Origin of the sequence: Micromonospora sp. NBC_01796 (genome assembly GCF_035917455.1) — a bacterium.
In the GTDB taxonomy this organism is placed as follows: Bacteria; Actinomycetota; Actinomycetes; order Mycobacteriales; family Micromonosporaceae; genus Micromonospora_G.
Window position 1 is genome coordinate 2043767 of record NZ_CP109078.1, and the last position, 26957, is coordinate 2070723.

Annotated in this window: 22 protein-coding genes and 4 tRNA genes; 4 read left to right on the forward strand and 22 right to left on the reverse strand. The window is 69.0% G+C overall.

Annotation, left to right across the window (positions count from 1 at the left end; translation table 11 throughout):
- Nucleotides 1–71: 71 nt before the first annotated feature.
- From rplA to OIE47_RS09450, 11 genes are all read right to left on the reverse strand, one after another.
- The gene (rplA, locus tag OIE47_RS09400) at nt 72–785 is read right to left on the reverse strand and encodes a 50S ribosomal protein L1 (RefSeq protein WP_326561107.1); all 714 of its coding nucleotides are present in this window, start codon (nt 783–785) and stop codon (nt 72–74) included.
- An 89-nt stretch (nt 786–874) separates the two neighbouring features.
- The gene (gene rplK / locus OIE47_RS09405; RefSeq protein WP_326561108.1) at nt 875–1303 is read right to left on the reverse strand and encodes a 50S ribosomal protein L11; all 429 of its coding nucleotides are present in this window, start codon (nt 1301–1303) and stop codon (nt 875–877) included.
- A gap of 200 nt (nt 1304–1503) precedes the next feature.
- Nucleotides 1504–2235, reverse strand: a complete 732-nt coding sequence (nusG, locus tag OIE47_RS09410) for a transcription termination/antitermination protein NusG (RefSeq protein ID WP_326561109.1) — start codon at nt 2233–2235, stop codon at nt 1504–1506.
- A gap of 39 nt (nt 2236–2274) precedes the next feature.
- The gene (gene secE / locus OIE47_RS09415; RefSeq protein ID WP_326561110.1) at nt 2275–2670 is read right to left on the reverse strand and encodes a preprotein translocase subunit SecE; all 396 of its coding nucleotides are present in this window, start codon (nt 2668–2670) and stop codon (nt 2275–2277) included.
- A gap of 260 nt (nt 2671–2930) precedes the next feature.
- Nucleotides 2931–3003 (reverse strand) — tRNA-Trp (locus tag OIE47_RS09420).
- 196 nt (nt 3004–3199) lie between these two features.
- Nucleotides 3200–3601: a MaoC family dehydratase gene (locus OIE47_RS09425; RefSeq protein ID WP_326561111.1), complete on the reverse strand. Its 402-nt coding sequence runs from the start codon at nt 3599–3601 to the stop codon at nt 3200–3202.
- A gap of 1 nt (nt 3602) precedes the next feature.
- A complete protein-coding gene (locus OIE47_RS09430) occupies nt 3603–4049 on the reverse strand; it encodes a MaoC family dehydratase N-terminal domain-containing protein (RefSeq protein ID WP_326561112.1) in 447 nt (148 codons plus the stop codon).
- Nucleotides 4050–4196: 147 nt separating this feature from the next.
- Complete coding sequence (gene rpmG / locus OIE47_RS09435) at nt 4197–4364, reverse strand: 50S ribosomal protein L33 (protein ID WP_013288652.1); 168 nt, start codon at nt 4362–4364, stop codon at nt 4197–4199.
- A gap of 130 nt (nt 4365–4494) precedes the next feature.
- Nucleotides 4495–4567: transfer RNA gene (locus OIE47_RS09440), tRNA-Met, on the reverse strand.
- A gap of 26 nt (nt 4568–4593) precedes the next feature.
- Nucleotides 4594–4666 (reverse strand) — tRNA-Thr (locus tag OIE47_RS09445).
- A 112-nt stretch (nt 4667–4778) separates the two neighbouring features.
- Nucleotides 4779–7343: a putative bifunctional diguanylate cyclase/phosphodiesterase gene (locus OIE47_RS09450; protein ID WP_326561113.1), complete on the reverse strand. Its 2565-nt coding sequence runs from the start codon at nt 7341–7343 to the stop codon at nt 4779–4781.
- 1722 nt (nt 7344–9065) lie between these two features.
- Here OIE47_RS09450 and OIE47_RS09455 point away from each other — a divergent pair.
- Complete coding sequence (locus OIE47_RS09455; protein WP_326561114.1) at nt 9066–10694, forward strand: glucuronyl esterase domain-containing protein; 1629 nt, start codon at nt 9066–9068, stop codon at nt 10692–10694.
- A gap of 275 nt (nt 10695–10969) precedes the next feature.
- On the opposite strand, the gene OIE47_RS09460 is transcribed toward OIE47_RS09455, so the two are convergent.
- Together OIE47_RS09460 and OIE47_RS09465 are read right to left on the reverse strand one after the other, a co-directional pair.
- Nucleotides 10970–12328 carry a pentapeptide repeat-containing protein gene (locus OIE47_RS09460; protein WP_326561115.1) on the reverse strand — a complete coding sequence of 453 codons (1359 nt, stop codon included), beginning with the start codon at nt 12326–12328 and terminating at the stop codon, nt 10970–10972.
- Between the two features lie 103 nt (nt 12329–12431).
- Nucleotides 12432–14300, reverse strand: coding sequence for a DUF2075 domain-containing protein (locus tag OIE47_RS09465; RefSeq protein ID WP_326561116.1), 1869 nt, complete (start codon nt 14298–14300; stop codon nt 12432–12434).
- 174 nt (nt 14301–14474) lie between these two features.
- On the opposite strand from OIE47_RS09465, the gene OIE47_RS09470 reads away from it, so the two are divergent.
- Nucleotides 14475–14840 (forward strand): nucleotide pyrophosphohydrolase, encoded by a 366-nt coding sequence (locus OIE47_RS09470; RefSeq protein WP_326561117.1) that lies wholly within the window; start codon nt 14475–14477, stop codon nt 14838–14840.
- A gap of 76 nt (nt 14841–14916) precedes the next feature.
- Nucleotides 14917–16494 carry an HNH endonuclease gene (locus OIE47_RS09475; protein WP_326561118.1) on the forward strand — a complete coding sequence of 526 codons (1578 nt, stop codon included), beginning with the start codon at nt 14917–14919 and terminating at the stop codon, nt 16492–16494.
- Nucleotides 16495–16990: 496 nt separating this feature from the next.
- On the opposite strand, the gene OIE47_RS09480 is transcribed toward OIE47_RS09475, so the two are convergent.
- Nucleotides 16991–17074 (reverse strand) — tRNA-Tyr (locus OIE47_RS09480).
- 146 nt (nt 17075–17220) lie between these two features.
- On the opposite strand from OIE47_RS09480, the gene OIE47_RS09485 reads away from it, so the two are divergent.
- Nucleotides 17221–17715: a YajQ family cyclic di-GMP-binding protein gene (locus tag OIE47_RS09485; protein ID WP_326561119.1), complete on the forward strand. Its 495-nt coding sequence runs from the start codon at nt 17221–17223 to the stop codon at nt 17713–17715.
- A 90-nt stretch (nt 17716–17805) separates the two neighbouring features.
- Here OIE47_RS09485 and OIE47_RS09490 read toward each other — a convergent pair whose 3' ends face one another.
- The 8 genes from OIE47_RS09490 to OIE47_RS09525 all read right to left on the reverse strand — a co-directional run bounded on the left by OIE47_RS09490 (nt 17806) and on the right by OIE47_RS09525 (nt 26834).
- Complete coding sequence (locus OIE47_RS09490; protein ID WP_326561120.1) at nt 17806–19074, reverse strand: MFS transporter; 1269 nt, start codon at nt 19072–19074, stop codon at nt 17806–17808.
- A 270-nt stretch (nt 19075–19344) separates the two neighbouring features.
- Nucleotides 19345–20226, reverse strand: a complete 882-nt coding sequence (gene htpX, locus OIE47_RS09495) for a zinc metalloprotease HtpX (protein ID WP_326561121.1) — start codon at nt 20224–20226, stop codon at nt 19345–19347.
- Between the two features lie 172 nt (nt 20227–20398).
- Nucleotides 20399–21946, reverse strand: a complete 1548-nt coding sequence (locus OIE47_RS09500; RefSeq protein ID WP_326561122.1) for an NADH-quinone oxidoreductase subunit N — start codon at nt 21944–21946, stop codon at nt 20399–20401.
- Nucleotides 21943–23466, reverse strand: coding sequence for a complex I subunit 4 family protein (locus OIE47_RS09505; RefSeq protein WP_326561123.1), 1524 nt, complete (start codon nt 23464–23466; stop codon nt 21943–21945). The genes OIE47_RS09500 and OIE47_RS09505 overlap by 4 nt, the downstream gene beginning before the upstream one ends.
- Nucleotides 23463–25358 (reverse strand): NADH-quinone oxidoreductase subunit 5 family protein, encoded by a 1896-nt coding sequence (locus tag OIE47_RS09510; protein WP_326561124.1) that lies wholly within the window; start codon nt 25356–25358, stop codon nt 23463–23465. Before OIE47_RS09510 ends, OIE47_RS09505 begins: the two co-directional genes overlap by 4 nt.
- Nucleotides 25355–25747 (reverse strand): NADH-quinone oxidoreductase subunit NuoK, encoded by a 393-nt coding sequence (nuoK, locus tag OIE47_RS09515; protein ID WP_442792067.1) that lies wholly within the window; start codon nt 25745–25747, stop codon nt 25355–25357. The genes OIE47_RS09510 and nuoK overlap by 4 nt, the downstream gene beginning before the upstream one ends.
- On the reverse strand, nt 25744–26247 hold the full coding sequence (locus OIE47_RS09520) for an NADH-quinone oxidoreductase subunit J family protein (RefSeq protein WP_326561125.1): 504 nt from the start codon (nt 26245–26247) through the stop codon (nt 25744–25746). Before OIE47_RS09520 ends, nuoK begins: the two co-directional genes overlap by 4 nt.
- Nucleotides 26244–26834: a NuoI/complex I 23 kDa subunit family protein gene (locus tag OIE47_RS09525; protein ID WP_326561126.1), complete on the reverse strand. Its 591-nt coding sequence runs from the start codon at nt 26832–26834 to the stop codon at nt 26244–26246. Before OIE47_RS09525 ends, OIE47_RS09520 begins: the two co-directional genes overlap by 4 nt.
- Nucleotides 26835–26957 lie beyond the last annotated feature (123 nt).

The window sequence follows — 26957 nt, forward strand, 5'->3', positions numbered from 1 at the left end:
GTTGCTGGGTGGAGCCCCGACGCGGTTCGCGTTCGTCGACCTCGGGCCCTGACCGGGGCCCGCAGGGGTGACTAGGCCTCGGTCTCGCCCCGCAGGTTCTTCACCACGTTCGGGTCGACCGGCACGCCGGGGCCCATGGTGGTGGCGACGGTGACCTTCTTCAGGTACTTGCCCTTGGCCGCCGACGGCTTGGCACGCAGCACCTCGTCGAGGACCGCGGCGTAGTTGTCGATCAGCTGGGTCTCGGTGAAGGAGGCCTTGCCGATGATCAGGTGCAGGTTGGAGTGCTTGTCCACCCGGAAGGTGATCTTTCCACCCTTGATGTCCGAGACGGCCTTGGTGACGTCCATGGTCACGGTGCCGGTCTTCGGGTTCGGCATGAGGCCGCGCGGGCCCAGGATCCGCGCGATCCGGCCGATCTTGGCCATCTGGTCCGGCGTGGCGATCGCCGCGTCGAAGTCGAGCCAGCCTTCCTGAATCCGGGCGACCAGCTCGTCCGTGCCGACCTCGTCCGCGCCGGCGGCAACGGCCTCGTCGGCCTTCGCGCCAGCGGCGAACACGATCACGCGGGCGGTCTTACCGGTGCCGTGCGGCAGGTTGACCACGCCACGGACCATCTGGTCGGCCTTACGGGGGTCGACGCCGAGGCGCATCGCGACCTCAACCGTGGCGTCGAACTTCACCCTGCTGGTGTCCTTGGCGAGCTTGACCGCCTCGGCCGGGGTGTAGAGCTTGTCCCGGTCGATGACCTCGGTGGCCTTGCGGTAGTTCTTGCTGTGCTGCATCTCTGCCTACTCCTGTGGTGTCTGGCGGGTCGTGCCGTCGGCACGCCCTCCCACGAATTCCGAACTCGCCACGCTGAGGTGGAGAGTTGTCACTTGATGGTGATGCCCATCGACCGGGCGGTGCCGGCGATGATCTTCGCGGCCTGCTCCACGTCGTTCGCGTTGAGGTCGACCATCTTCTTCTCGGCGATCTCGCGGAGCTGCGCCTGGGTGATCGAGCCGACCTTCTCGCTCTGCGGCACGCCGGAGCCCTTGGTCACACCGGCGGCCTTGATCAGCAGTCGCGCGGCGGGCGGGGTCTTCAGCACGAAGCTGAAGCTCCGGTCCTCGAACACGCTGATCTCGGCGGGGACGATGTCACCACGCTGCGACTCGGTCTGCGAGTTGTACTGCTTGCAGAACTCCATGATGTTGACGCCGTGCTGACCCAGCGCCGGGCCGACCGGCGGAGCCGGAGTGGCCTGGCCTGCCGGCAGCTGAAGCGTGAACGTCTTGACGAGCTTCTTCTTCGGAGGCATGTCTCTTCCTGGGGCTTGATATCTGGTGAATGTGCACCGGACGTTGTCGGCACGGGGGCGCGCACGGTCAGCGCGACCAACGGGGCGACGTTCTAGGATAGCGCAGGCCGGAGCCCGGCCATCCGCCCAGGTCGCCGTCGAGGCCGAACAGACGGCGATGGGCGCCGAGCCCGACCGGACCCGACGCCCATCAACGAACGTCAGATCTTGGCGACCTGGTTGAAGTTGAGCTCGACCGGGGTCTCCCGACCGAAGATCGACACCAGCACCTTGAGCTTCTGCTGGTCCGGGTTGATCTCACTGATCGTCGCCGGCAACGAGGCGAAGGCACCGTCGGTCACGGTGACCGAGTCACCCACCTCGAAGTCGAGCACCCGAACCTCCGGCTTCGCCTTGCCGCCCTTGGTCTCGGCCTCGACCGCCGGAGCGAGCCACTTGAGCACCTCGTCCAGCGACAGCGGCGCCGGCCGGTCGACCCGGTCGGTCGCGCCCACGAAGCCGGTCACCCCCGGGGTGTTCCGGACGCAGGAGTAGGACTCCGCGGTCAGCTCCATCCGAACCAGGATGTAACCGGGGAAGACCTTCGCCTGGACCTGGTTCCGCTTGCCGTTCTTGACCTCGACCTCTTCCCGGGTCGGAACCTCGACCTGGAAGATGAACTCCTCCATGTCGAGGCTGGTGATCCGGGTCTCCAGGTTGGTCTTGACCTTGTTCTCGTAACCGGCGTAGGAGTGCACGACGTACCAGTCACCCGGCGCGTAGCGCAGCTTCTGCCGCAACTCAGCGACGGGGTCGTAGTCCTCGTCCGGCTCCGACTCGGTGATCTCATCGAAATCCGGCTCGCTGGCGGCCTCGACCGACTCGTCACCGGCCGCCGTCGCCACCGCGGACTGCTCGTCCGCGGGTCCGGCGGTCTCGTCGTACTCAGGCACGCTTGCTCACTTCCGTCACTATCAGCTGCGGCAGCTGGGTCAGCTGGGGTTACCGAAGACCCACAACACGCCCTGGGCGAACCCGTAGTCCAGCCCGGCCACGACCGTCAACATCACCGCGACGAAGACGACCACCACGGCGGTGTAGGTCAGCAGTTCCTTCCGGGTTGGCCAGATGACCTTACGCAGTTCGGCCACGACCTCGCGGAAGAACCGGGCGATCCGGCCGAAAAATCCCACCCGCTGGGTTTCCGACTTGGCCTTCGGCCGGCTGTCCGCCGACTCTGCCTTGGTCCGGGAACGGGTGGCGGTGCCACCGCGCGAGACCGGCTCCTCGCCCTCGTCGGCGTCATCGTCGATAGCGTCGTCGATCGTCTCGTCGTCAAGACGGTCGTCGTCCGCGGCGTCCTCGCCGCGCCGGTTGCTCTCGGCCACTTCGCCCTCCGTCGGGGGGTGCTGGGTTCGTACGTCGGGTGGACGCACGACACACTGGTCACGCCGACCGAGTACGAGTAACGCGCTCGGCCGAAACCCGGACCCTACCGTCCCCCGGGACGGGCCGCGGCCGGCGGAGCCGACGAAAGCTGCCTTCGGCGGGGCGACCCGCTCCAGAACAGCCCCGCCGATGCCACCACCACGGGACGATCGTCGCGCATCGGCGACTCCGACCCCCGGGAACGGTCAGGCCTAAGGCGCAGGGGTGACAGGACTTGAACCTGCAGCCTGCGGTTTTGGAGACCGCTGCTCTGCCAATTGAGCTACACCCCTGTGCGGGAAAGCCGTCCCTACTCGGGCGCGCACGCCTAAGTAGGGCCTACTTGCCCCACGGCGGACCAGTGTACGGGTAGACGACCGACTTTCCCAACCGGCCACCACCACCTGCCGAACACCCGCCACGCCGTGTGCCGAACACCCGCCACGCCGACCCGGCCGGGGCCGCGCGAGGGTGGCCGGAGATCGACCGTCAGGCGCCGGAGATCGGGCCCCGGATGGTCGCCCGCGCCTGCGCCAGCACCTTCTCACCGTGACAGGTCGCGGTCAGGTCCAGCCTGGTCAGGCCCGGCTCGGCGCCGTCGCGTACCACCGCGCGTACCTCGATCTCGGTGCCCTCGTCGTCGTCGGGCACCACCACCGGCCGGGTGAACCGGACGCCGTACTCGACCACGGCGGCGGGGTCACCGGCCCACTCGGTCACCGCGCGGCCGACCAGCGCCATGGTGAACATGCCGTGGGCGATCACGCCCGGCAGCCCCACCTTGGTCGCGAACCGGTCGCTCCAGTGGATCGGGTTGAAGTCACCCGAGGCACCCGCGTAGCGGACCAGGTCCGCCCGGGTGACCCGGAAGGTCTTGACCGGCAGCTCCACGTCAGCCCTCTCCGCGTACGACAAGCTTTGACCAGACGGTGACCACCGGCTCGCCGGCCACCGTCGAAACGTCGGTCCGGGTGGTCAGGAAATCGTGCCCACCGCGAGAGGTGATCTCCTCGACGGTGTTGACGCAGACCAGCTCGTCCCCGGCGATCACCGGGCGGGCGTACGCGAACCGCTGGTCGCCGTGGACCACCCGGCTGTAGTCGATGCCCAGCGCGGGGTCCTCGATGAGCTGCTGGCTCGCCGCCATGGTGATGATGACCGGAAAGGTCGGCGGGGCGACCACGTCGCCGTGTCCGAGCGCTCGCGCGGCCTCAGGATCGTGGTACGCCGGATCGGTCGCGCCGATCGCGGTCGCGAACTCACGGATCTTCTCCCGTCCCACCTGGTAGGGGACGGTCGGCGGATAACTGCGGCCAACAAAAGACGGGTCCAACGACATGCCGCGAACCTACACTCCCGGATCCTCGATCACCGTTTGGCGAAATGCCGGTCGGAAAAACACGATCGCCGCACCGAAGGCGAAAGCGCCCGATCGGTACGGCGATGTGGAAAGACTGCGTGGCCGGCGCTGGACCGGCCAGCGGTTCTAGCGGGTCTCGCGGTGAACGGTGTGCTTGCCGTCCCGGGGGCAGAACTTCTTCAGCTCGATACGGTCCGGGTCGTTACGACGGTTCTTACGCGTGATGTAGTTGCGCTCCTTGCACTCCACACACGCCAAAGTGATCTTCGGACGGACATCGGTCGCCTTCGCCACGGCGGAGTGCCTTCCTCGCTAAGGATCAACTACGACACAGCAGCGTACCTGCCTGCTGTGCGGACATGCAAAGTGGGCGCCACTTGGCGCCCTTCACTTCGGTTTCCGGACCGGGCCCGGGTGCCGAGAGTAGCGGTGGCCGGACTTGAACCGGCGACACAGCGATTATGAGCCGCTTGCTCTACCATCTGAGCTACACCGCCGCAGGCGGGTCCAGCTGAACCCTCTGAGCCCCCTTACGGAATCGAACCGTAGACCTTCTCCTTACCATGGAGACGCTCTGCCGACTGAGCTAAGGGGGCAACGCGATCTTGCTTTTGGCGCGCAGGGGTAAGAGTACACGGCGATCCAGCGGTGGGGAAATCGGATCCCCGGGGGTCGCATAGTGCCTGCCCACGGGCCATCCGACGGCCCTCACGGCACCGCGCGCAGGCGCCGTACGTCGCTGGCGGCGGCCGTTTCCGGCTCCACCTGGGCACCGATCCATGCCTCCAGCCGCTCGTACGGCAGCGGCCTGCTGAACAGGAACCCCTGGCCGATCTGACAGCCGATGTCCTGCAGCAACTCCAGCGTCAACTCGCTCTCCACACCCTCGGCGACCACCGTGAGGCCGAACTGCTGGGAGAGCGTCACCACCGCGTTGACGATGGCCAGGTCCACCGGGTCGGTCGCCATGCCCTGCACGAACGAACGGTCGACCTTCACCTCGTCGACCGGCAACCGCCGTAGGTAGGACAGGGACGAGTAGCCGGTACCGAAGTCGTCCACCGACAGGCGTACGCCGACCTCGCGCAGCCGGCGCAGGGTCGGCATTGGACGGTTGGTCCCGTCCAGCACACCGGCTTCCTTGATCTCGAAGGTCAGCAGTTCCGGGGCGACGCCGTACTCGGCCAGCAGCTCCTGGACCCGGTCGGGGAAGTGCTGGTCGATCAGCGTACGGGCGGAGAGGTTGACCGACACGGCGAGCGAGCCGCCGTCGGCGGCCCAGTCCCGGCTGCGCCGCAGCCCCTCCCGGAGCACCGCCTCGGTCAGCCGCTCCAACTGGCCGGTGTGCTCCGCGACCGCCACGAAGTCCTCCGGCGAGACCGGGCCGTGTGCCGGGTGCTCCCAGCGGGCCAGGCACTCGACCCCGACCAGCCGCCGGTCGTCGAGGGTCACCTTCGGCTGGAAATAGACCTCCAGCTCACCGTTGTCCAGGGCCCGACGCAGGTCGCCCGCGAGGCCCAGGCGGTGCATGGAGCGGGACTCCAGCGCCGGGTTGAACAGCTGGATGCTCCCCGGGGTCGACTTCGCCGCGGTGGCTGCCAGGTCGACCCGGCGCAGCAGCGTCTCCGGGTCGTTGCCGTGATCCGGATGGACCGCCACCCCGACCGCGGTGTCGACGTCGAGGACCAATGTGCCGAAGACCATCTGGTCCTGGATCTGCTCGCGCAGCTCGGCGGCCAGTTCGGTGGCCGCCTCGGCGTTCTCCGCCCGCAGGGTGACCAGGAACTCGTCCCCGCCGATCCGGCCGACCAGGGCGGCCGCCGGCGCGCAGGAACGCAGCCGGGAGGCGACCTCGGTGAGCACCTCGTCACCGGCCGCGTGCCCGAGTGACTCGTTGACCTGGCGCAGCCCGTCGACGTCGAAGAGGAGGACCGCGACCACCTCACCCGGCGCCCGGACCCGTACCGCCTCTTCGAGCGCCTCGGTCATCCGGCGCCGGTTCGGCAGGTTGACCAGCCCGTCGTGGTACGCGTCGTGGCGCAACCGGTCGACCAGCCGGGAGTTCTCCAGGGCGACCGCGACGTGTGCCGCGATCGTCTCGAAGACGGGTACGTCACCGGGGAGGAAGTGGGTGCTGTCGCTGAGGCGGTTGACCACCTCCAGGGTGCCGATCACCGCCTGACCGGAGCGGAGCGGAGCCACGATGACGTCCTTCGCGCCGTCCGCGCGCAGGGCCGCCCGTACCTCCTCGTCGCCGTCCAGCCGTCCGCCCACCGCGACGGTCCGCTTCTCCTGTACGGCCAGCCGCCGGGCGATCAGGGGCGTCCGGCCCAGGTCCAGCAGACCGGGGTCGTCGACCCGCGCGGTGAGCAGCACCTCAGGATGCCGACCCTGGGCCGGTAGCCAGAGGGTGGCGTACTCGGCCTGCATCAGTGACCGGACCCGGCCCAGCATGACGTCCGTGAGGGTGCCGTCCTGCCCACTCTGGGTCATCGCCCGGGTGAGGTCGTACATGTCCGCGAGCGTGCGATGCTGCCGGAAGAACTGCGCGTAGGACTTGCCCACCAGGGCGAGCCCGCTGGCGAGCAGTGCCAGCAGAAGCAGTGACCACCACGTGCTGACCAGCGCGATCAGGACGATCAGGCCCACCGAGACGTTGGCCCCCGCGACGACCAGGTTGGGCGCCGCGGTCCGGGTCATCTCCCATCCCGCCTGGGCGCCCTGGATCAGGGTCACCACGACGATCACCGCGGCGAAGGTGACCAGGGTGATCGTGCTGACCGCGATGAAGAGGTTGGCCAGGGTCCTCGGTCCGGCGTCCGTCATCGGCGGCAGCGCCTGGAGCACCAGGCCGGCCAGCGAGGTGGCGGCCGCGGTCTTGGCCACGTTGAAGGACGCCTTCGCCATCCCGACCCGGCGCCGGAGCTGGCTGATCAGGGTCGCCAAGGTGAAGATCAGCACCACGGTCAGTGGCTGGAGGTAGAACAGCGCCAGTACCAGCGGGATCTCGGTGAGCGTCGCGATGATCGCCTGGCGCCGGATGACGAAGTGGAGGGTCGACCCCTCGGTCACCACCATGAAGACCAGCAGGGCGGCAGCGACCACCCACGCGCCGACCGGATGCTCGATCCGCCCGACGAGCCGTTCGGTGCCACCGTCGCCGGCGAGGATCCCGAGCCCTGTCGACCAGATCACTGCGAGGATCGCCAGTGGTCCGGTGATGAACCAGGCGCGCTCAGCGGATCGTCGTGGCGCTGATTGCCGCCCGGCCATACCGCTCCCTAGGGGTCGCGTTCCTTGCGGTCCCCGTCAACCGGGCCCGCGAGGTCTATCTAGAGGTGGCCCCCGACGGCCTGCAGCACGACCGCGCCCGCGCCGAGACCCCAGTCGTAGGTGTCCTGGGTGAAGAACAGGGTCTCGCCGGTGCCGTGCACTGCCATGAAGAGAGCCGTCAGCGCAAGGGCCGAGCCAAGCAGCCGACCAAGCCATCGTGCGGGCATCATTCGCTCCTGTCGAAAACATGACGGAGAAGAGGTGGAGGTTCCATGATGGTGCCACAGCTACGGGAGGCAGCAAAGCGGTACGGGCCTGCCGCGCCGCCGATCCGGCAAATTCCAACCGAACGGTAGGGACAACTCCACCGGCCGGCCGCAACCCCATGTGCCACAGAACGCCGACTTGGTGCGGGTAGCGCACGAAGTGAACTACTCCTCGAATCAGAAAACACGGACTAAATCGCGCCGCTCCTCATAATCGACCTAACGAACTTATACCCTCAACACTCCCCATATCGGACGGTCCCGACCCCGGTCGGGCCCGCGTCGCCGACCCCCGCACCGACCCTCCGACCCGTAGCCCCGCACGTCAACGCAACGCTCACCGACCAACACGGCGCGTGGCAGTCGGGGCGCCCGGATGGACACAGCCCGCCTCCGGGTTGCCGATCGGTGACCGATTCATGTCAACCACGCGCCGCGTACGCGAAGGCCGGCGCATCGGAGATGACAACAGTCCGTGCCGGTTCCGGGAACCAGTGGGTATTCGTCGCCTTTGGGATCGGTGATTGAGTCGGTCGCGTCAACCGATAAGGACAAGGCCGCCGGGATGGCATCACGATGAGTGGTCAAATCAGCACGATGGTTAGTAGGGACATCGTCCGTACGACCCGCCGCCGATCTTGTTTGTCACCACACACTCGCGTACCGGTCTGGTCACTAGGGCGCAGACCGGATCCGCCACCCGTGACTGCCCACCGGTTTCGACCGGCGGCGCACGTTCACGTGCCGACGGCGGGCCGTACGTGACGTAGCTCACGTAGCAGCGTCAGGGTCGCGGTCGACGCGAAGCGGACGGATCGCCCGGCCACCGCTGCGGACGGGTCGCGCCATCCAACGCGTACGCCCGGGGTCACCCGGCGCCGCCGGCGGTCCGACACGGCCGCCGGACGTGCCTCACCTTATTTACTTCTATCGGCACAGCCCGTCGCCGACCAAGACCGCCCAACCACCGGTCCACCCGGGCACCCGGCATCTCCACCGTTCGCCGACACCCGCGGGGATGGTCTCCGGCCACCTCGTCGCGCGCCCCGGAGCGTCACCTACCAGCACCCTCCACGGAGTCGAAGTTCCCGAATGCCGGAAAGTTTCCGGTAGGTGAGGCCGGACGGTCGCGCGACCACGGCAGTCTCCCCTCGGGATCAGCGGCGGATGTCCGGACAGCCCGGACCGAACGACGACAGGTCCGAGGCCACCACCATGCCTCAGTCATCATCCGACGCGTCGCGATCCCTGCACCGAGCGACCACCCCCGGCTCCCCGCGCGAAGGACCGAAACTTTCGGCAAAATATTGACACTCTCCGATAACTTGCTCGACACTTGACGCGCACTCGACATTCGTGATCATCGATCGCCACGTCGCTTCCACCACCCCCACCCGGAAGGAGAGCCCTAGTGATCATCAGCTCAGGGCATCCAAAAATCCGTTCAACGGTCGTCGTGCTGGCGGTAGCGGCACTCGCGGCGACCGGCGCGCTATCGGCAGTAGCGAGAACCACCACCGCCGAGGCCGCCACCGGCGACGTCGTGGCCGCCGCGACGGTCGAGGACGAGGGTGCGGACTGCCCGGTGTCCCTGCCCGGCTCGCTGACCGCCAACTCCAGGCTTCCCGACCCCTTCAAGAAGCTGGACGGCACGCGGATCTCCGCCAAGTCCGACTGGCGGTGCCGACGGACGGAGATCAAGAAGCTGGCGGAGAGGTACGTCTACGGCGAGAAGCCCGTCAAGCCGGCAAGCGTCACGGGAACGGTCTCGAACAGCAGCATCACCGTGAACGTCACGCACAACGGCAGGAGCTCCAGCTTCTCCGCGAGTGTCCAACTACCCAGTGGTTCCGGCCCCCACCCGGCCGTTGTCGTCCTGGGCGGGTTCGGTGCGGACACGGCCGCGATCAGAGCCGCAGGTGCTGCCGTCATCAACTACGACCCGTACGCGGTTGGCCGGGAGGGCACGCCCCGGAACAACAAACAGGGCGCGTTCTACAGCATCTACGGCTCCTCCAGCAGCACCGGACTGCTGATGGCCTGGGCCTGGGGGGTGAGCCGGATCATCGACGTCATCGAACAGTCGGGCGGCAGCATCCTCAGGGCCGATGCGACCGGCGTCACCGGATGTTCCCGGTTCGGAAAGGGCGCCTTCGTGGTCGGTGTCTACGACCAGCGCATCGCCCTGACCATGCCGATCGAGTCGGGTAGCGCCGGCGTACCCATCTTCCGGGGCATTCCCGGGGAGGGCGCCCAGAGTCTGAGCAGCGCGTACGGGGAACAACCGTGGCTGGGCGACGCGTTCGGCTCCTTCACGAGCAGCCCGAACACGCTCCCGGTGGACACGCACGAGATGGTGGCCATGGTCGCGCCGCGAGGGCTGTTCATCATGGACAACCCGCACATCGCCAACCTGGGTCCCCGGTCCGCGAGCGTGGCGGCCCTGGGCGGCGCGGAGGTCTACAAGGCCCTCGGCGCGGGAGACAACATCACCTACTGGTCCGACGTCCAGGACGGCACCCACTGCGCCAACCGGTCGGAATGGCGTACGCCCCTGCAGCAGAACATCCAGAAGTTCCTGCTGAGGACGGGCAACGCCCCCGGCGCGATCAGGATCTCCAGCAGGGCGGCCGGCAACCTGGCCGAGTGGAGGGACTGGCAGACCCCGGTCCTCTCCGACGGCCCGACCCCTCCACCCACGACGCCGCCGACCACCACACCCCCGACCACGCCGCCCACCACCGGCCCGCCGACCACACCCCCGACCACGCCGCCCACCACACCCCCGACCGGTGGTGGCTGCTCGGCGACGGTGTCGGTCAACCAGTGGACGGGTGGTTTCGTCGCCACCGTACGGGTGACCGCCGGCTCCTCGCCGATCAGCGGCTGGACGGCCGCCATGACCCTGCCGTCGGGCGCCAGCGTCACCAACGCCTGGAACGCCAACCGCAGCGGGAACACCGGTGCGGTCCAGTTCACCAACGTCGCCTACAACGGCTCTCTCACGGCCGGCCAGTCGACCGAGTTCGGCTTCCAGGGCACCGGCACGGGTACGGGACTGACCCCCACCTGTTCCGCCAGGTAGTTCTCCACCTCGGCTAGGACAAAGGCAAGATCCGACTGCCCACCGTCTGCCACCGGGCGCCCCGGAAGGCCGGATCCGCCTCGGCTGGGTCGGACGAGACGAGAATCGCCCCTGACCGGCATCTCTGCTGGTCAGGGGCGATACCGCACCTGAGGGTGGGTAGGAGATTCGAACCTCTGAACCTTCCGCGACGGGTTTACAGCCCGCCAACGTCGAGGCACCGACCCGGTCCTTGGCACTGCAGGACGTAGCGGCGACACAAGTTCGACACCGCGTCACTGATCCGGCAGACGAAGACCAGCCGGAGGTTCCCCGCTCTGCCAAAGATCGAAGGTGGGCGGAACGTCGAAGATCGCCTGTTGGAAGGACACTTCTGTCCCGCTGAACGTGGCCCCGTGGAACGACACGTGACCTCTGCTGAACGTAGCGCCGAAAAAGGACACGCTCCCGCCGCTGAACGTCACCCCGTCGAAAAACACGTTCGCTCCGCTGAAAGCCGCTCCGTGGAGGGTCACTCGTCCGCCGATGAACGCCGCCGCGTAAAAGGACACCTCCCCACCGCCGAACGTCGCCCTGTCGAAGGACATCTCCCCACCACTGAACGTCCCTGCGTGGAAGGACACCCGTCCGCCGCCGAACGTCGCCCCGTAGAAGGACACCTTCCCGCCTCTGAACGCCGCCCCGTGGAAGGTCACCCGTGCGCCGGTGAACGCCGCCCCTTGGAACGTGACCTCCCCACCCCCAAATGTCGCCCTGTCGAAGGACACCTCCCCGCCACTGAACGTCGCGCCCGAGAAGTCGCCACCATCAAAGAAGGCTCCAGTGAAGTCGAAGTCATACCCACGCCACGAGTTGGCATCCTCCGCCTCAGACCGAAGGTGTCTACCGATGAGCCGGATCAACGTGTGGCGTACCTCCCGCTCCTCGCGAGCAGTCCGCGCCTTCTGCTCCATCTCCTCCGACACCTCATCGTCAACCGGAGTCAATCCATCGCCTGATGACTCCTGAGGAGAGGCGTAGGGCATGCGTAGGTAGGCGCAGAGCACGTCGATACAGGTCTGCCGGCCATCCTTCCAGTCGTCCGCGAGACCAGCGATGGCGTAAACCCCTGCGAGGCGCACCGCCGCCTTGTCCGAGCCGAGCTGCTCGGATGCCTTTGCGAACCGCTCATTGAGCAGCCGTACGCCGTTCCGGTCGGTCTCGATCTTCGCGCGCTCATCGGCGGCCTCGGCGAGGGCCTTGGACACCTCTGCCCGTAGGTCAGCCGCGTGAGCCAGCTCGTGGGCGAACTCGGCAAGCTTGTTAGTGTGCTCAGCCACCCGTTGACGTCGGTACGCGACGACAAGGGCTGCCACTCCCCCGATGCCCGCGACTACCGCGAAGACCAGCTTCAGCAGGTCGAAGAGCGTCCGGGCACTGACCGTGCCATCCCTCGTGACGCTGGGAAAGCCCGCGTACCAGAGCGCGACCACGATCAACGCGATCACGACAAGCAACGCCGCCAGGATCGCGAAGGTCAGTGATCGCTGGATTCCCCAGAGCTTCAGTGCGGGTACTCGGCCATCCGAGGCGGCTGCCGCGACGACGCTAGCAGCGGGGGTTTGTGGGGTCGGTGATTCGGGCAGCAGCTCCACAGCTTGCCTTCGTACCGCACCCGGTCAATGAGCCGACTGCTTTGGTCAGATTTCCGGCTCGACCGGCTTCCGGACGCTGACGGCGCCCGGAAGCCGGTCCGGTTCAGATCTTGGGGATGCCGAGGCCGGCGAGCATGGCCCGGGTTTCGGGGTCGACCGAGTACAGGACGGCCCCACGACTGCCGCGCGTGGCGAGCACCTTGTAGGTGTTACGGACCAGCTGGTCGAAGTTGACAGCGCCCTTGACCTTGCTGTCGTAGCTCGCCTTGGAATCGGCGACCCAGGCGCCGTCGCGCCAGACGAGGTCGGGGCCGAGGATGACCCCGGCGTGGTCGTACTCCAGGCCCTGGGCGGTGTAGACGCAGCCGACCTGGTGGAACCCGCCCTCGTGGGTGGCCCAGAGGTCGGCCGCCGGGATGCCGTTGATCATCCGGTCGGCCCGGGAATTCCAGGGCCGCTTCCAGTCGCCGATCACGACATCGTCCACCAGGCTGCCGTCCGGGCGGGCATCACTCCAGGACCAGCAGTACCCAGCGGCGATCCGTGACTGAAGTCCCTGGTCGAGCTTCTGCCGCAGGTAGCGCTCCATCGCCTCGGGGGTGTCGGCGAGCCGAAGATCGAAGGTGTCCAGCGGTTCCCAGACACGGGGGCCGTTGCCGGTCAGGCCGAGGAGTTCCTCGACCCAGTCGACGTACTCCTGGCAGCCGCCGCAGCGGAACTGGTCGCGCAGGTGCACCTCGGTGACCTGGATGCCGAGGTTCGCCGCCGCCTGCCTGATCGACTCGACCGAGCCCATTTCGCCCTTGCGTACGATCTGGTTCTCGTCGAGCAGGAAGACCGGTACCCGGGCCGCGTTGATCAGCTCTTCGACCTGGGCGATCGTGGAGCGGCGGTCGCGTGGGGTGAACCGGTGGTTGGAACTCAGCCGGATCCGGTGCGCCTCGTCGGCGATGAGGACGTCGATGCCGTTCTGCTTCACGTGGGCGTAGTTGTTGAAGTAGGTGAAGACCTGCTTCGCCCGGCGGTTGCTCGTGCCGAGCTGGTCGCGCAGGGTGTTGGTGAACGACTTGCTGCCGGTCGCGTGGACCGTGCTGGTGTTCAGCCGGCTGAGTGCCCCGAGCAGTTCGATGGCGATGACGCTCTTGCCCGTACCCGGTCCGCCAACCACCAGGATGATCTCCTTGTGGTTGTTCGCGTGGCTCTCGTGCACCGCGCGCAGCACGTGGTCGTACGCCAGGCGCTGGTCATCGAGCAACGTGAAGACGCTGCGGCGCAGTACCGCGTCGCTGACCGCGGTCATCAAAGCCCTGGTGGGCCGCACCGGGGACTTGATCAGGTAGTCGGCGTGGCTTGCCGCATCGGTGGCGGAGAGCACCGCGCGAAAGAACCGTCCCAGATCATCGCGCTGATCGTCGCCGAAGATCCGAACATTGCGACACACCTCCGGATCGAGGCCCATAGCGGCCGGCTGGATCCGGTACAGGTCACCGCTGGAGGCGTTGTGCATGTTGACCATGCCGTAGACGTGCGCGTTCTCCAACGCCGGCAGGTAGTTGGTGAGCGTGTTGCAGTACGCCCAAACCTGGTTCGCCGGGTGCACCTGGTCCGGTAACCCGGGGACCCTCACCAGTTCCGAGGCGGGCACCGCATCCGTTTTCGACCACTGCTTGTTCTCGACCACCACAACACTCGACCTGCCGTCGCTCGGATGGGAGCCGACCAGGACGAGGTCCATCCGGGTGTTGGTCAACGGACCCCGTAGCTCGATCAGGACCGCCACCTGGTGGAGTCCCTCGGCCGCGAGAGCCTGCGTGATGGTGGGGATGCTCCGCCGCCACGAGTTGACCTCACTCGAAGTCGGACTCTTGCCGATCTGCAGGCGGAACGCCTGCTCCAGTTCGGCGATGAAGACATTGCTGTCGGTCGCGAGGATCTCGGCGACGGTACGGCGTAGCAGACAACGAGAGCCCATGTGGGTCCGCTCCTTCTCGGTGGGTGGCGTGAAGCCAGACGGGTACCAAGGAGTTACGGCAGAGACCGTAGACGAACCCACCGACACTTTGCTGCTGATTCCCGCAGACGCGTGTCGCGCGGGGCGGCCCAGGGTTTCGCGTACCCGTGCCGCGCGGGGTGGTATCCATAGCGGATGACCCTGCACGAGCTGCAAGAACAGGTACGGCACTTCGCCCGGGAGCGCGACTGGGAGCAGTTTCACGACCCCAAGAACCTGTCCATGGCACTGGCCGGTGAGGCAGGGGAGCTGCTCGAAATCTTCCAGTGGCTCACACCGGAACAGTCCGCCGGGATTATGGAAGATCCGGCCCGCGCCGAAGCCGTACGCCATGAACTCGCCGACGTCCTCGCCTACCTGCTGCGTCTCGCGGACGTCCTCCAGGTCGACCTGGCGACGGCCCTGCGGGCGAAGATGCTGCTCAACGCCGAGCGTTACCCGGCGGATCAGGCACGTGGCCGGAGCGACAAGTACAACCGGTACGAGCGCCAGGTTGAGTGACTTGCCGACGGACGCCCATCAGGCCGTCGGCGGGCCAGTGACGGTCAGCGTCGCACGGCCGTGTCAAGCTGTCGGGATGCGAGTCGCCAACCACAATGGATCCGCACTCTCTGACCAGGCACGTGTGGCAGCGGCCCAGCGTGGCCCGGTCGAGCCACCGCAATCGGCGGCCTTGCCGGAACGGCGCCAACTCGTGCTTCAGCCCAGGGGCGGCCCGCAGGTACGTGGCGCCGAGAACTATCAGAAATCTATGGAGCAAGGCATTCCGCTGGCCGACCTGGCTCCGCTGCTCGGTCCGGACGCCGCAGTGCTTGCCCGTCTCTACCCGGACGGAGTCGCCCGCCTGTGGGGCACCACCCCGGCGGCGAAGAGCAGTGGCACAGGCAACGAGAAATTCCGGGCGATACGGGATCGCCGGGTCGGAGACGATGTCCTCTTCTACAACAAGAGACGCTTCTTTGCCCGCGCCCGCATCGTGCACCGGTTCCACAACCCCGACGTGGCCCGGTTCGTCTGGGGGGCGGATCCTGCCGGTGCCACCTGGGAGCACATAGTCGCGCTCGACGACATCACGACGTTCCCGGAGCCCGTTGTCGCCGCACCGATCCTTCGGTCGCTCAACATTCGGAACCCGATCTTGAGAAGCCTGACTCTGATCGATGCCGACACGTGGCACAAGGTACAAGCGCTGCTGCCTGTGCCAACCGGCAACGTCGCCAACGACCAGCAGAAGCCCGTCTCAATGCGGAGTCAGTTGACCCGGGGAGAACTGATCACCGCGATCGAGATGCTTGCGATGAAGACCCCCATCGAGGTACCGGTCCGACACAACCCGCTGACGCTGCTCTGGGCAATCGGCCTTCGTCCAGACGAACAGACCCGACTCACCTCGTGGCGCGAATTTCGGGCGGGTCTCACCCCGATCCTCGAGCGTTACGGCCTGCCGGACATGGAGAGCCGCCCCGCCTACCCGTTCTGGCACCTACAGAAATGCGGACTGTGGGAGGTGGTGGGCATGGCGGATCCGGATTCCACCTCGCGGCTGGAAGTGCTGGAGCAGGACAACCCGTCCGCCGGCTTCACGGCAGAGGCCGCGATCCTTCTCAAGGACCATGCTGTCCGGGCCAGGGCCGTGCGGACGATCCTGACCCGACACCTGGCGAACGTGGACCATTCGGCCTTGCTCGCGGATGTCGGCCTGGCCGGATACGAGTCGGCCTCCGGCACGTTCGAGAGCCTGCCATCCACGGTCGTGCACGAGGGCGACGCAGGTTCGACCTCCCGGCGGCAGGTCGCGGTGCAACGGATCATCCGAAGCACGAGGCTCGCGGAGACCGTGAAGCGGATGTACGACCACCGGTGCCAGGTGTGCGGCAATCGTCTGGAGACCCCGAACGGCGGTTACAGCCAGGCTGCCCACACGCGTGGCCTGGGCTCACCCCATGACGGTCCGGACCACACCTCGAACATCCTGTGCCTCTGCCCCAATCACCACGTTCTGTTCGACACGTTCACGATCTACGTCGACAAGTCGTGGATGGTACGTCTGTCGAAGGACGGCAGCCTGGTCGGCCCGCTGCGCCGACACGCGGGCCACCTCATCGATCCGGCTCACCTCGCGTATCACCGAGTGCTCTGCGGTCGGGACGACTGAGGATCCGGTGCGACCGGCCCAGACGCTCTTGAGGCCCTGGCGGGCACCGTACGCCGCACGACCAGCGACTGACAGCAGGGTTCAACAGATCGCCGCCAAGTAACGCTGGACACCCGCGAATGAGACGACGTCCGAGACGGCCAGTTGTGCGTTCAGGCGGTGACCCGCACGGCACCCACCGTTGGACGGCAAGCTGGATTGGATCTGGCTGCGGCCGCGGACCGAGACCCGGCTCGTCTACCTAGCTACACCGCCCTCCCAGCAGGTCCCCTGACGCCATCCAGCCCAGGACCCCAGCAAGATCCACCGGAGGGACCAGAGCCGTACGGACACGCGCACGAGGCGCCTGAGGGCCCAGCCCCAGAAGAGCCAAGATCCGCCTGCCCACTATCTGCCCACTGGGAGCCGTAGACGGCTGGATCTGGCTGGCCTCGGCTGGACCAACGAGAATCGCCCCTGACCGGCATCTCTGCTGGTCAGGGGCGATAACCGCACCTGGTGGCGGGTAGAGGATTCGAACCTCTGAAGCTTTCGCGACGGATTTACAGTCCGCTCCCATTGGCCGCTCGGGCAACCCGCCAGGGCGTGCCGCCACGTTGAACGCGGCAGCGGAAGCAAGGATAGCGGTTGCACCGGGCATCTACGCAACCGGGTACGGTCGGCATGTCGGACCGCCCAGCAGCCGTCCGGGACATCTTCATACCGCGACCCAGCAGGAGCATGATCATGGCAGCCAACCCGTCGTTCGACATCGTCAGCAAGGTCGACCGGCAGGAGATCGACAACGCCCTCCGGCAGACGGAGAAGGAGCTCGGCACGCGCTTCGACTTCCGGGGCACCGGCGCGGAGATCTCCTGGTCCGGCGAGGAGGCGATCAGCCTGCAGGCCGAGACGGAGGAGCGGGTCAAGGCGGCGCTGGACGTCTTCAGGGAGAAGTTGGTCAAGCGGAACATCTCGATGAAGGCTCTGGACGCCGGTGACGCCCGCGCCTCGGGCAAGATTTACAAGATCGACTGCAAGGTCATCCAGGGGATCGACTCGGAGAAGGCCAAGTCGATCGGCAAGAAGATCCGCGACGAGGGCCCGAAGGGCGTACAGGCGCAGATCCAGGGCGACCAGCTCCGGGTCACCGCCAAGAAGAAGGACGACCTGCAGGCCGTCATCGCACTGCTCAAGACCGAGGACTTCGGCGTCGCTCTCCAATTTACGAACTACCGCTGACACCACCGCTGCGGCCCGCCGAACCAGCGCGGGCCGCGGCCGCACCCCGGGGCCGACCCCGTGGACCACCGGGGCGGCGTACCGGGGTGGTCAGACCAGTTCGGCGGCGAGGGCCTGTTCCACCCGTACGGCCTCGCGGGCTTCGGCCCTTGCGATCGGACCCCGGCGGGGCGCCGCGACCAGGGCCGCGACGGCGACGGCCGCCCCGGCGAAGAGGAAAGCCCACGGTACGCCGACCTGGTCGACGATCAACCCGGCGACCGCGCCACCGGCGGCACTCGCCGCCACCGACATCGTCACCAGCCAGGTGTACGCCTCATTGAGCATGCTGCCGGGCGAGATCCGCCCGACCATGGTGTTCTCCAGGGTCAGCGCCGGCGCGATGGTCGCCCCGCCGATCACCAGCGCGATGCCGAGCGCCACCGGGTGCGGCATCAGGGCGAACACGGCGAAGCTGGCCGCGACGGCGGCGAGCAGTAGCGCGAACTGTCGGGTCAGGTTCCGGGCCGGTCGCCGGGTGCCGAACCAGATCCCGCCGACGGCACTGCCGACCCCCCAGACGGCGAGCAGCACCCCGGCCAGGCTCTCCGCGTCTCCGGAGACGTGTGCGGAGGCGTACGCGGGCACGGCCACCCCGGCGGCGCCGAACGCGAGCCCCAGGCCGGCGGCGCAGAGCAGCAGGGCGGTGAACCCGCCCGAACGCAGCGGGCCGAGGCCGGTGGCGTGTGCGTGGTTCGGGTGTGGGCGCCAGCCGCGCATGACCCGGCCGAGCGCTACGGCGAGGGTTCCGACGAGGGTCACCACGGCCGCACCGATCAGGGCGGCGGTGGCGTCGGCGAGCAGTACGAAGAAGGCGACCAGCAGGGGGCCGAGCACGAAGACGATCTCGAACAGTGAGGTCTCGGCGGCGAGTGCGGTGTTGCGGAGCCCGTACCGGCCGGAGCCGGGTTCGGTGAGGTCGTTCCAGGCGCCCCGGATGGCCGCGGTGAGCGGCGGGAAGGTCGCCCCGGCGACACCGGACATGAGGTAGATCGTGCTGAGCGCGTCCGCACCGGCGCGGCTGGCGAGCAGCAGTCCCACCAGGGCGAGCGGGTGGGCGACGGCGGTCACGACGAGGACCGGGGTGGGGCCGATCCGGTCGGCGATCCGGCCGGCGATCGGGCTGAGCGCGGCGCCGGCGAGGGCGTAGACGCCGCCGGCCGCGGCGGCGAGGGCGTACCTGCCGGTGACCTGCTCGACGACCAGGAGCAGCGCCAGTGGGGTCATGCCGATGCCAAGCCGGCCGATGATGCCGGTGATCAACAGCATGGGCGCGCCGGGGATCCGCCAAACCAACAGATACTGGCGCAGCGCAGCCACGGGTGCGACCTCCTGGTCGGGATCAGCGTTCTGGGACGGAACGACGTCGTACGGATGTAACAGCCCGGCATGCTGGGCCGAAACAAAAGTGTGTAACGAGCGGAAGACCTCCTGACCCTAACGCCCCGGTCGGGTCGCGGTGAAACGACTTGTCCCGACCGGAAGGCCCCGACGGGTCTAGGAGGACGCAGAACGGGCCGGCAGACACGGAACCGCCGACCGGGGATCCCGGTCGGCGGTTCGTGTCGCTGGGCGTGTGTCAGTGCCTGATCAACGCTGGAACTGCACCGGCCCCGAGTTCTGGGCCATCTGCTCCAGCCGGCGTACCCGCTCCTGCATCGGCGGGTGGGTGGAGAAGAGACCCGCCAGGCCGCCACCCTTGAACGGGTTGTCGATCATCAGGTGGGCGGTCGAGGTGAGCCGGTTGTCGGCGGGCAACGGGAGCCGCTGCGTACCCTCGTGGATCTTCCGCAGGGCGCTGGCCAGGGCCAGCGGGTCGCGGGTGATCGTGGCGCCGGAGGCGTCCGCGGCGTACTCGCGGTTCCGGCTGATGGCGAGCTGGATCACACTCGCGGCGATCGGGCCGAGGATCAGCATGAGCAGCAGCGCGGCCGGGTTCGGGCCGTCGTCGTCATCCCCGCCACCGATCGGCAGGAACCAGGCGAAGTACGACAGCATCGTGATGATGCCGGCGAGACCCGCCGCGACGCTGGAGATGAGGATGTCACGGTTGTACACGTGTGACAGCTCATGTCCGATCACGCCCCGCAGTTCGCGGTAGTCGAGAATCTGGGTGATGCCCGTGGTCACGGCAACCGCCGCGTGCTGCGGGTTACGCCCGGTCGCGAACGCGTTCGGTTGCATGGTCGGGCTGACGTAGAGCCGGGGCATCGGCTGCCCGGCGGAGGTGGAAAGCTCCCGGACCATCTGGTACAGCGCCGGGAACTCCGCCTCGGTGACGGGCTTCGCCCGCATCGAGCGGAGCGCGAGCTTGTCCGACCAGAAGTAGCTGGCGGCGTTCATCGCCAGCGAGACCAGGACGGCGACGACCAGACCGCCGCTGCCGCCCAACGCGTAACCGACGCCGAGAATCAGCGCGGTGAGCAGGCCCAGCAGTGCGGCCGTCTTGAGACCGTTGCGGTGGCTGTGCACTATCACTCCTTCGGTGCGCGGTTCTCGTGAAACCGCTGACCGTTCCAACAACTCGATACCCATCAACAATCCCCATATAGCTGAGAGTTGCCTGTAAGACGCCGATGGGCGGCGGAGGTTGGAGCACCGAAGTCCGGTTAGGGGCCGTTGTCACCAGCCGGTGGGGCGGACGTCACCAACCGGCGGCGGCGTCCAGGACGAGTTGCGGGGCGAAGCCGATCACCACCGTGACCACGGTGGCGGCGGCGAGCGCCGTGGCGACCGGCCAGGGGACCCGTACCCCGGTGGGGAGTTGACCCGGGACGGCGGCTTCCGGGGCCGGGGAGAAGATCGTCGCGGCGACGCGTACGTAGTAGGCCAGTCCGATCACCGCGTTGACCGCCACCACCAGGGCGAGCCAGTCGGAGTCCCCGAACAGCAGCGACCGGACCACGGTGACCTTGGCGAACAGACCGGCCAGTCCGGGCGGCAGCCCGGCGAGCCCGACCAGCGCCAGCGCCAGTACGGCACCGACCGCCGGACGGCGGCGGGCTGCCCCCCGGTAGTCCCCGATCTCCCCGCCGTCACCGTGCCCGGCCCGCAGGGCGATCACCGCCCCGAACGCGGACAGCTCCAGCAGGACGAAGAAGACGGTGTACGCGAGCGCGGCGGCGAGCGCCGTCTCGAACGCCTCGGGGGTGCGCCCGCCAGCGAGCGCGAGTGCGCCGAGCGGGGCGATGACATATCCCGCCTGGGCCACCGAGGACCAGGCCAACAGGCGGATCATGCGGGTCTGCCGGAGCGCGACCAGGTTCCCCACGGTCATCGTCAGCACCGCCAGTGCGGCCAGCACCGGCCCGGTCACCGACGCGGGCAGGACGGCGTTCGTCAACGGGACCGACCCGTCCGAGACCACCGACCCGGCCACCGGTGCGGCGATCCCGGTGACCGCGAGCAGGGCGACCACACCGCCGAGCTTCGACGCGGTGGAGAGGTACGCGGCGACCGGCAGCGGTGCGCCGTCGTACGTGGCCGGGGCCCAGGCGTGGAACGGCACCGCCGCGATCTTGAAGGCCAGCCCGAGCACCACCAGCGCCACCGCGGCCGAGGTGAGCGGGATGTCCAGCAGGTCCGGGTCGGCGGCGAACGCGGTCGCCAGGAGGCGGAAGTGCAGCGCCCCGGTGACCGCGTACAGCAGGGCCGCGCCGAGCAGGGTGACCGCGGTCGCCACCACGCTGACCACGAAGAAGGTGACCGCCGCCTCGGCGCCGGCCACGCTGCGCCGGCGCAGCCCGACCAGCACGTACAGCGGCAGGGTCAGGGTCTCCAGCGCCACGATCAGGGTGATCAGGTCGCCGGCACCGGCGAGCACCACACCGCCGGTCATCGAGCAGGCGAGCAGGAAGCAGTACTCCCCCGCCGGCACCTCGCCGGCCCGCAGCAGCGGCACCGAGAACGCCAGCACCCCGAGGGTGAGCAGGGCGAACAGGGCTGCGATCAGGCCGGTCCGGCCGGTGAACAGGTAGGAGCAGGCGTCGCCGGCGCAGAACGTCTGCCGGTCGCCGCCGCCGCCCACCACCAGCGCCCCGGCGGCGGTGGCGAGCGCACCGACCGCGAACACGGCCGTCGTCGCGCCCCGCCGGGCCACCACCAGGTCCGCCAGGAGCACCAGTACGGCGGTCCCGGCGGCCAGGTACGCCGGCAGCAGCGCGATGTTGTCCACACTCTGGGTCAGGTTCATGAGATCGCCTCGATCAGGGCCTTCACCGGCTCGTCGGCGACGTCCAGCGCGATCGGCGGCAGCAGGCCGACGGCGAGGATGAGCACCACCAGGGGCGCCCAGATGGCCTGCTCGACGGCGTACCCCCGGGGTGTCAGGTTGGCCACGGCGGGCGTCGCGGGGCCGTGGCTGATCCGGCGCAGCAGCCGCAGGAAGTACGCGGCGGTGAGCGCCCCGCCGAACGCCGCCAGTACGCCGAGCGTGGTCCAGAGCGGTCCGCCGAGGCGCAGCGCGGCGACCACGCCGAACGCCTCGCCCCAGAACCCGGCGAGTCCGGGCAGTCCGAGGGAGGCGATGGCGGCGAACCCGAGCAGCCCGGCCAGCCGGGGCGCGGTCTCCCGCAGCCCGCCCAGGTCGGCGAGTTCACCGGTGTGTGCCCGGTCCTTGATCGCCCCGGCGATGAAGAACAGCAGCCCGGTGATGACCCCGTGGGCGATGTTGCCGATCAGCGCGGCCTGGATCCCGGTGGTGGTCACGGTGGCGATGCCGAGCACGACAAAACCCATGTGGCCGACGCTGGAGTACGCGATGAGCCGCTTCAGTTCGGTCTGGGCCAGGCACACCAGGGCACCGACGATGATCGCCGCGACGGCGAGCACACCGAGCACCGGGGCGGCCCAGCGGGCACCCTCCGGGGTGACCCCGACACCGATCCGGATCAGGCCGTACGTGCCCATCTTCAGCAGCACCCCGGCGAGGATGACACTGCCGACGGTCGGCGCCTGGCTGTGCGCGTCCGGCAGCCACGAGTGCAGCGGCCAGAGTGGACTCTTCACCGCGAAGGCGAGCGCGAACAGGGTGAACGCCACCAGTTGGGTGGTCCGGGACAGCCCGTTCCCACCGGTCAGGGCGACGATGTCGGCGGTGCCGGCCGCGCTGACCACGACGAAGACCCCGACCAGCAGGAGCACCGAGCCGAAGAGGGTGTAGAGGGCGAACTTCCGGGCCGCGTGCACCCGGCGCTCCCCGCCCCAGATCGCGATGACCGCGTACATCGGGAGGAGGACGACCTCGAAGAAGACGAAGAACAACACCAGGTCGAGGGCGAGGAAGGTGCCCAGGATGCCGACCTCGATGACCAGCAGCAGGGCGGCCAGCGTACGGCCCCGGCCCGGTGCCGGCGCCCGCCACCAGGTGTAGAGGCAGCAGAGCAGGGTCAGCAGCGTGGTCAGCACGACCAGTGGGTACGAGATCCCGTCCACCCCGAGGTGGAACCGGAGGTCCAGTCCGGGCACCCAGGTCAGGTCCAGTTCGTGCCAGGGGTGGATCCCCGGCGGCCCCTGCTCCGGCACCTGGTGGGCGAAGCCGCCGCCACCGACACCGAAGAAGAGCAGGACGCTCACCACCAGCGTGGCGGCGGCGAAACCGGTGGCGACCACCCGTCCGGCCCGGTCGAAGCGCTCGGGCAGCGCGCCGGTCACCGCCGCACCGACCGCCGGCAGGGCCAGGATGGCGACGAGTCCGACCTGTCCGGCGCTCATCCGCCGACTCCGATCAACACGGCGGCGAGCCCGATCAGCAACGCCCCGGCCAGTACGGCGGTCGCGGCCCTCGGCAGCCCCGACCGGTGCAGGGTGCCGAGGGAGTCACCGAGGGCGCCACTGCCCCGGCCGACCCCTTCGACGGCCCCGTCGACCAGGACCTCGTCGCCGCGCCGGCCGAGCCGGGCCAGCGCCGTCACCGGGCGTACGACCAGGGTGTGCTGGAGTTCGTCAAGCCAGAAGGCGCGGTCGAAGGCCGGGCGCAGCGGGCCCAGCGCGGTCGCCGGGTCGGCGGCCGGATCGCGCCGCCACCGCCACCAGGCCAGTCCCGCACCGAGCAGGAGGAGGGCGACCGGGTACACCAGTTGCGGGCCGAAGTGGATCAGCTCCTCGTCCAGTGGCAGCAGGTTCGGCGGGTGCTCGGTGATCCCCGGCGGGCGGAGCCACCCGGCGAACGGCCCGGCGAACGCGACCGCCCCGAACAGGGCACTCGGTACGGCCAGCACCAGCACCGGCCAGCGGAGCAACGCGGGCGGGTCGTGCGGCGTCGCGTTGCCCCGGTAGGCGCCGGCGAAGGCGCGCAGCAGCAGGCGGGTGGCGTACCAGGCGGTGACCGCGACCCCGACCAGGCCGGAGATCCAGACCAGCCAGCCCACCGGTGCGCCGGCCGGGCCGACCCCGTCGAGCGCGGCCCGTTCGGCGACGGCGAGGATGCCGTCCTTGCTCCAGAACCCGGCCAGCGGCGGCACCCCGGCGAGCGCGCCGAGCCCGATCACCGTGCACCAGAAGGTGACCGGCATCCGGCGGCGCAGCCCGCCCATCGCCGACATCGAGTTGGTCCCGGTGGCGTGGATGACACACCCGGCGGCGAGGAACAGCAGCGCCTTGAAGGCGGCGTGGCTGAGCAGGTGGAACAGCGCGGCGGCGGGCGAGCCGACGGCGAGCGCCCCGGCCATGTAACCGATCTGGGAGACCGTGGACCAGGCCAGCACCCGCTTGATGTCGTCCTGCGCGGTCGCGGCCAGCGCCCCGAGCAGCAGGGTGACCGCGCCCATCACCCCGAGCACGGTCAGCGCCGCCGGGGACTGGACGAAGAGCGGGTACAGCCGGGTCACCGCGTAGATGCCGGCGGCGACCATGGTGGCCGCGTGGATCAGCGCCGAGATCGGGGTCGGACCGGCCATCGCGTCCGGCAGCCAGGTGTGCAGCGGGAACTGGGCGCTCTTGCCGGCCACCCCGGCCAGCAGCAGCAGGCAGGCGACGGTGAGCGTGGTGCCGTGGAAGTCGTGCGCGAGCACCTCGGAGATCCGGAAGCTGCCGGCGGTGAAACCGAGCACCGCGATGCCGAGCAGGAAGCCGACGTCACCGACCCGGGTGACCAGGAACGCCTTCACCGCCGCCGCCGGAGCCTCCGGCAGCCGCCGGTCGTGCGCGATCAGCAGGTACGAGCAGATGCCCATGACCTCCCAGCCGACCAGCAGCAGGAGCAGGTCACCGGCGACCACCACCAGCAACATGGCGGCGGTGAAGAGGCTGATCTGCGCGGCGTACGGGGCGTACCGGTCGTCGTCGTCGAGGTAACCGACGGAGTAGACCTGTACCGCGAGCGCGACCACCGCCACGGCGATCGCGACCAGGGCGGCGGTCGGGTCGAGGCGTACCCCGGCGGTCACCTCCAGGCCACCGAACTCGACCCAGAGCGCCGAACCCTCGGCCGCGGCACCGTCCAGGGTGGCGAGCAGGATCACCGCGACGACCAGGCTCGCGGCGGCACCGGCGATGCCGAGGCCGGCGGCGACCGCCCGGGACCGCTGCGGCAGCAACAGGCCGGCCAGGGCCACCCCGAAGGGTACGGCCGGAAGCAGCCAGCCGAGCACGATCGCGGCGGTCACCTGGCCCCCACCCCACTGGCGGCGGAACCCGTGGGGCCGGTGCCGGTGGTGTCGACCGCTGGTTCGGGACCCTCGTCCGGCGGATGCTCGTGCAGCGTCACCTCGTCCAGCGCGACGCTGCCCCGCAACCGGTAGAGCTGCAGCACGATGGCCAGTCCGACGCCCACCTCGGCGGCGGCGATCACGATGACGAACAGCGCGAACACCTGCCCGCCGTGCGGCAGCGCCGCCCGGGTGGTGCTGTCGGCGGTGACCAGCAGCAGGTTGACCGCGTTGAGCATCAGCTCGACCGCCATCAGCACCAGCACCGCGTTGCGCCGGCGGAGTACGCCGTAGACGCCCAGGCCGAACAGGATCGCCGCGGTGACGTACGGGATCACGGGTCTCATCGGCGCCGCCCCGGAATCCGTACGCTGATCGCGATCGCACCGACCAGTGCCGAGAGCAGGAGTACGGAGAGCACCTCGAACGGGAGCACCCAGCGGCCGAAGATCTCCGCGCCGAGCCGTTCGGCCGTACCCGGCTCCGGCAGCTCCACCCTGGACCAGCGGAACGCGTCGATCAGCAGCAGCGTCAGCCCGGCCCCGGTGCCACCACCGATCAGGGCGGCCGGCCAACCGGGCCGGTCCAGGTCGGTGGAGGCGCCGATCGGGGCGCGGGTGAGCATCACCGCGAAGAGCAGGAGCACCACGACCGCGCCGACGTAGACGAGCACCTGCACCCAGGCCAGCAGTTCGGCGGTGAGCACCAGGTAGAGACCGGCGATCGCACCGAGGCAGACCACCAGGTAGAGACCGGCCCGGACCAGGTGCCGGGTGGTCACCACCAGTGCGCCGGAGCCGACCGCGACCGCACCGAGGGCCAGCAGCAGCACATCCGCCCCGGTCACGGTGCCGCCGAGGGTGGTGGGGGCGCGGCGGGACGCTGTGGGCGTACCGGTGGGGTGGTCGGGGCGGCGGCGCCCGGCGGCGGGGTCGCGGCCTTGCGTGCGGCGGCGGTCTCCTCCTTCGCCGGCTCACCGTTCGGGTCGTGCGCGGGGGGCGGCGGCACGGTCGCCATCCACTGCCCCAGGTGGTCCTTGTCGTGCAGCAGGTCCTTGATGTCGTACTCGGCGTACTCGAACTCGGGTGACCAGTAGAGCGCGTCGAACGGGCAGACCTCGATGCAGATCCCGCAGTACATGCAGAGGGAGAAGTCGATGTCGAACTTGTCCAGGACGTTGCGCTGCCGGGGGCGCGCCGCGCCGGGGACCTGGACCTCTTCCTTGTGCGAGTCGATGTAGATGCACCAGTCCGGGCACTCCCGGGCGCAGAGCATGCAGACCGTGCAGTTCTCCTCGGCCAGGGCGATCACGCCACGCGAGCGCGGCGGCAGCTCGGGCTCGACGTCCGGGTACTGCTGGGTGTGCGAGTGGCCGACCATCGTCTTGAGGGTGACCGCCAGCCCCTTCGCGAGACCCTCTCCGGGCACCTTCATGCCACCGGCCCACTTCGCTCGCTCATGCCGCCCATCCTGCACTGTCGGTCGCCCCCGCGCGACCACCACCCGCCACTTCCCGCCCTACCGGCCGTCAGGGGTGCCGTACCCTGGGCACGGGGA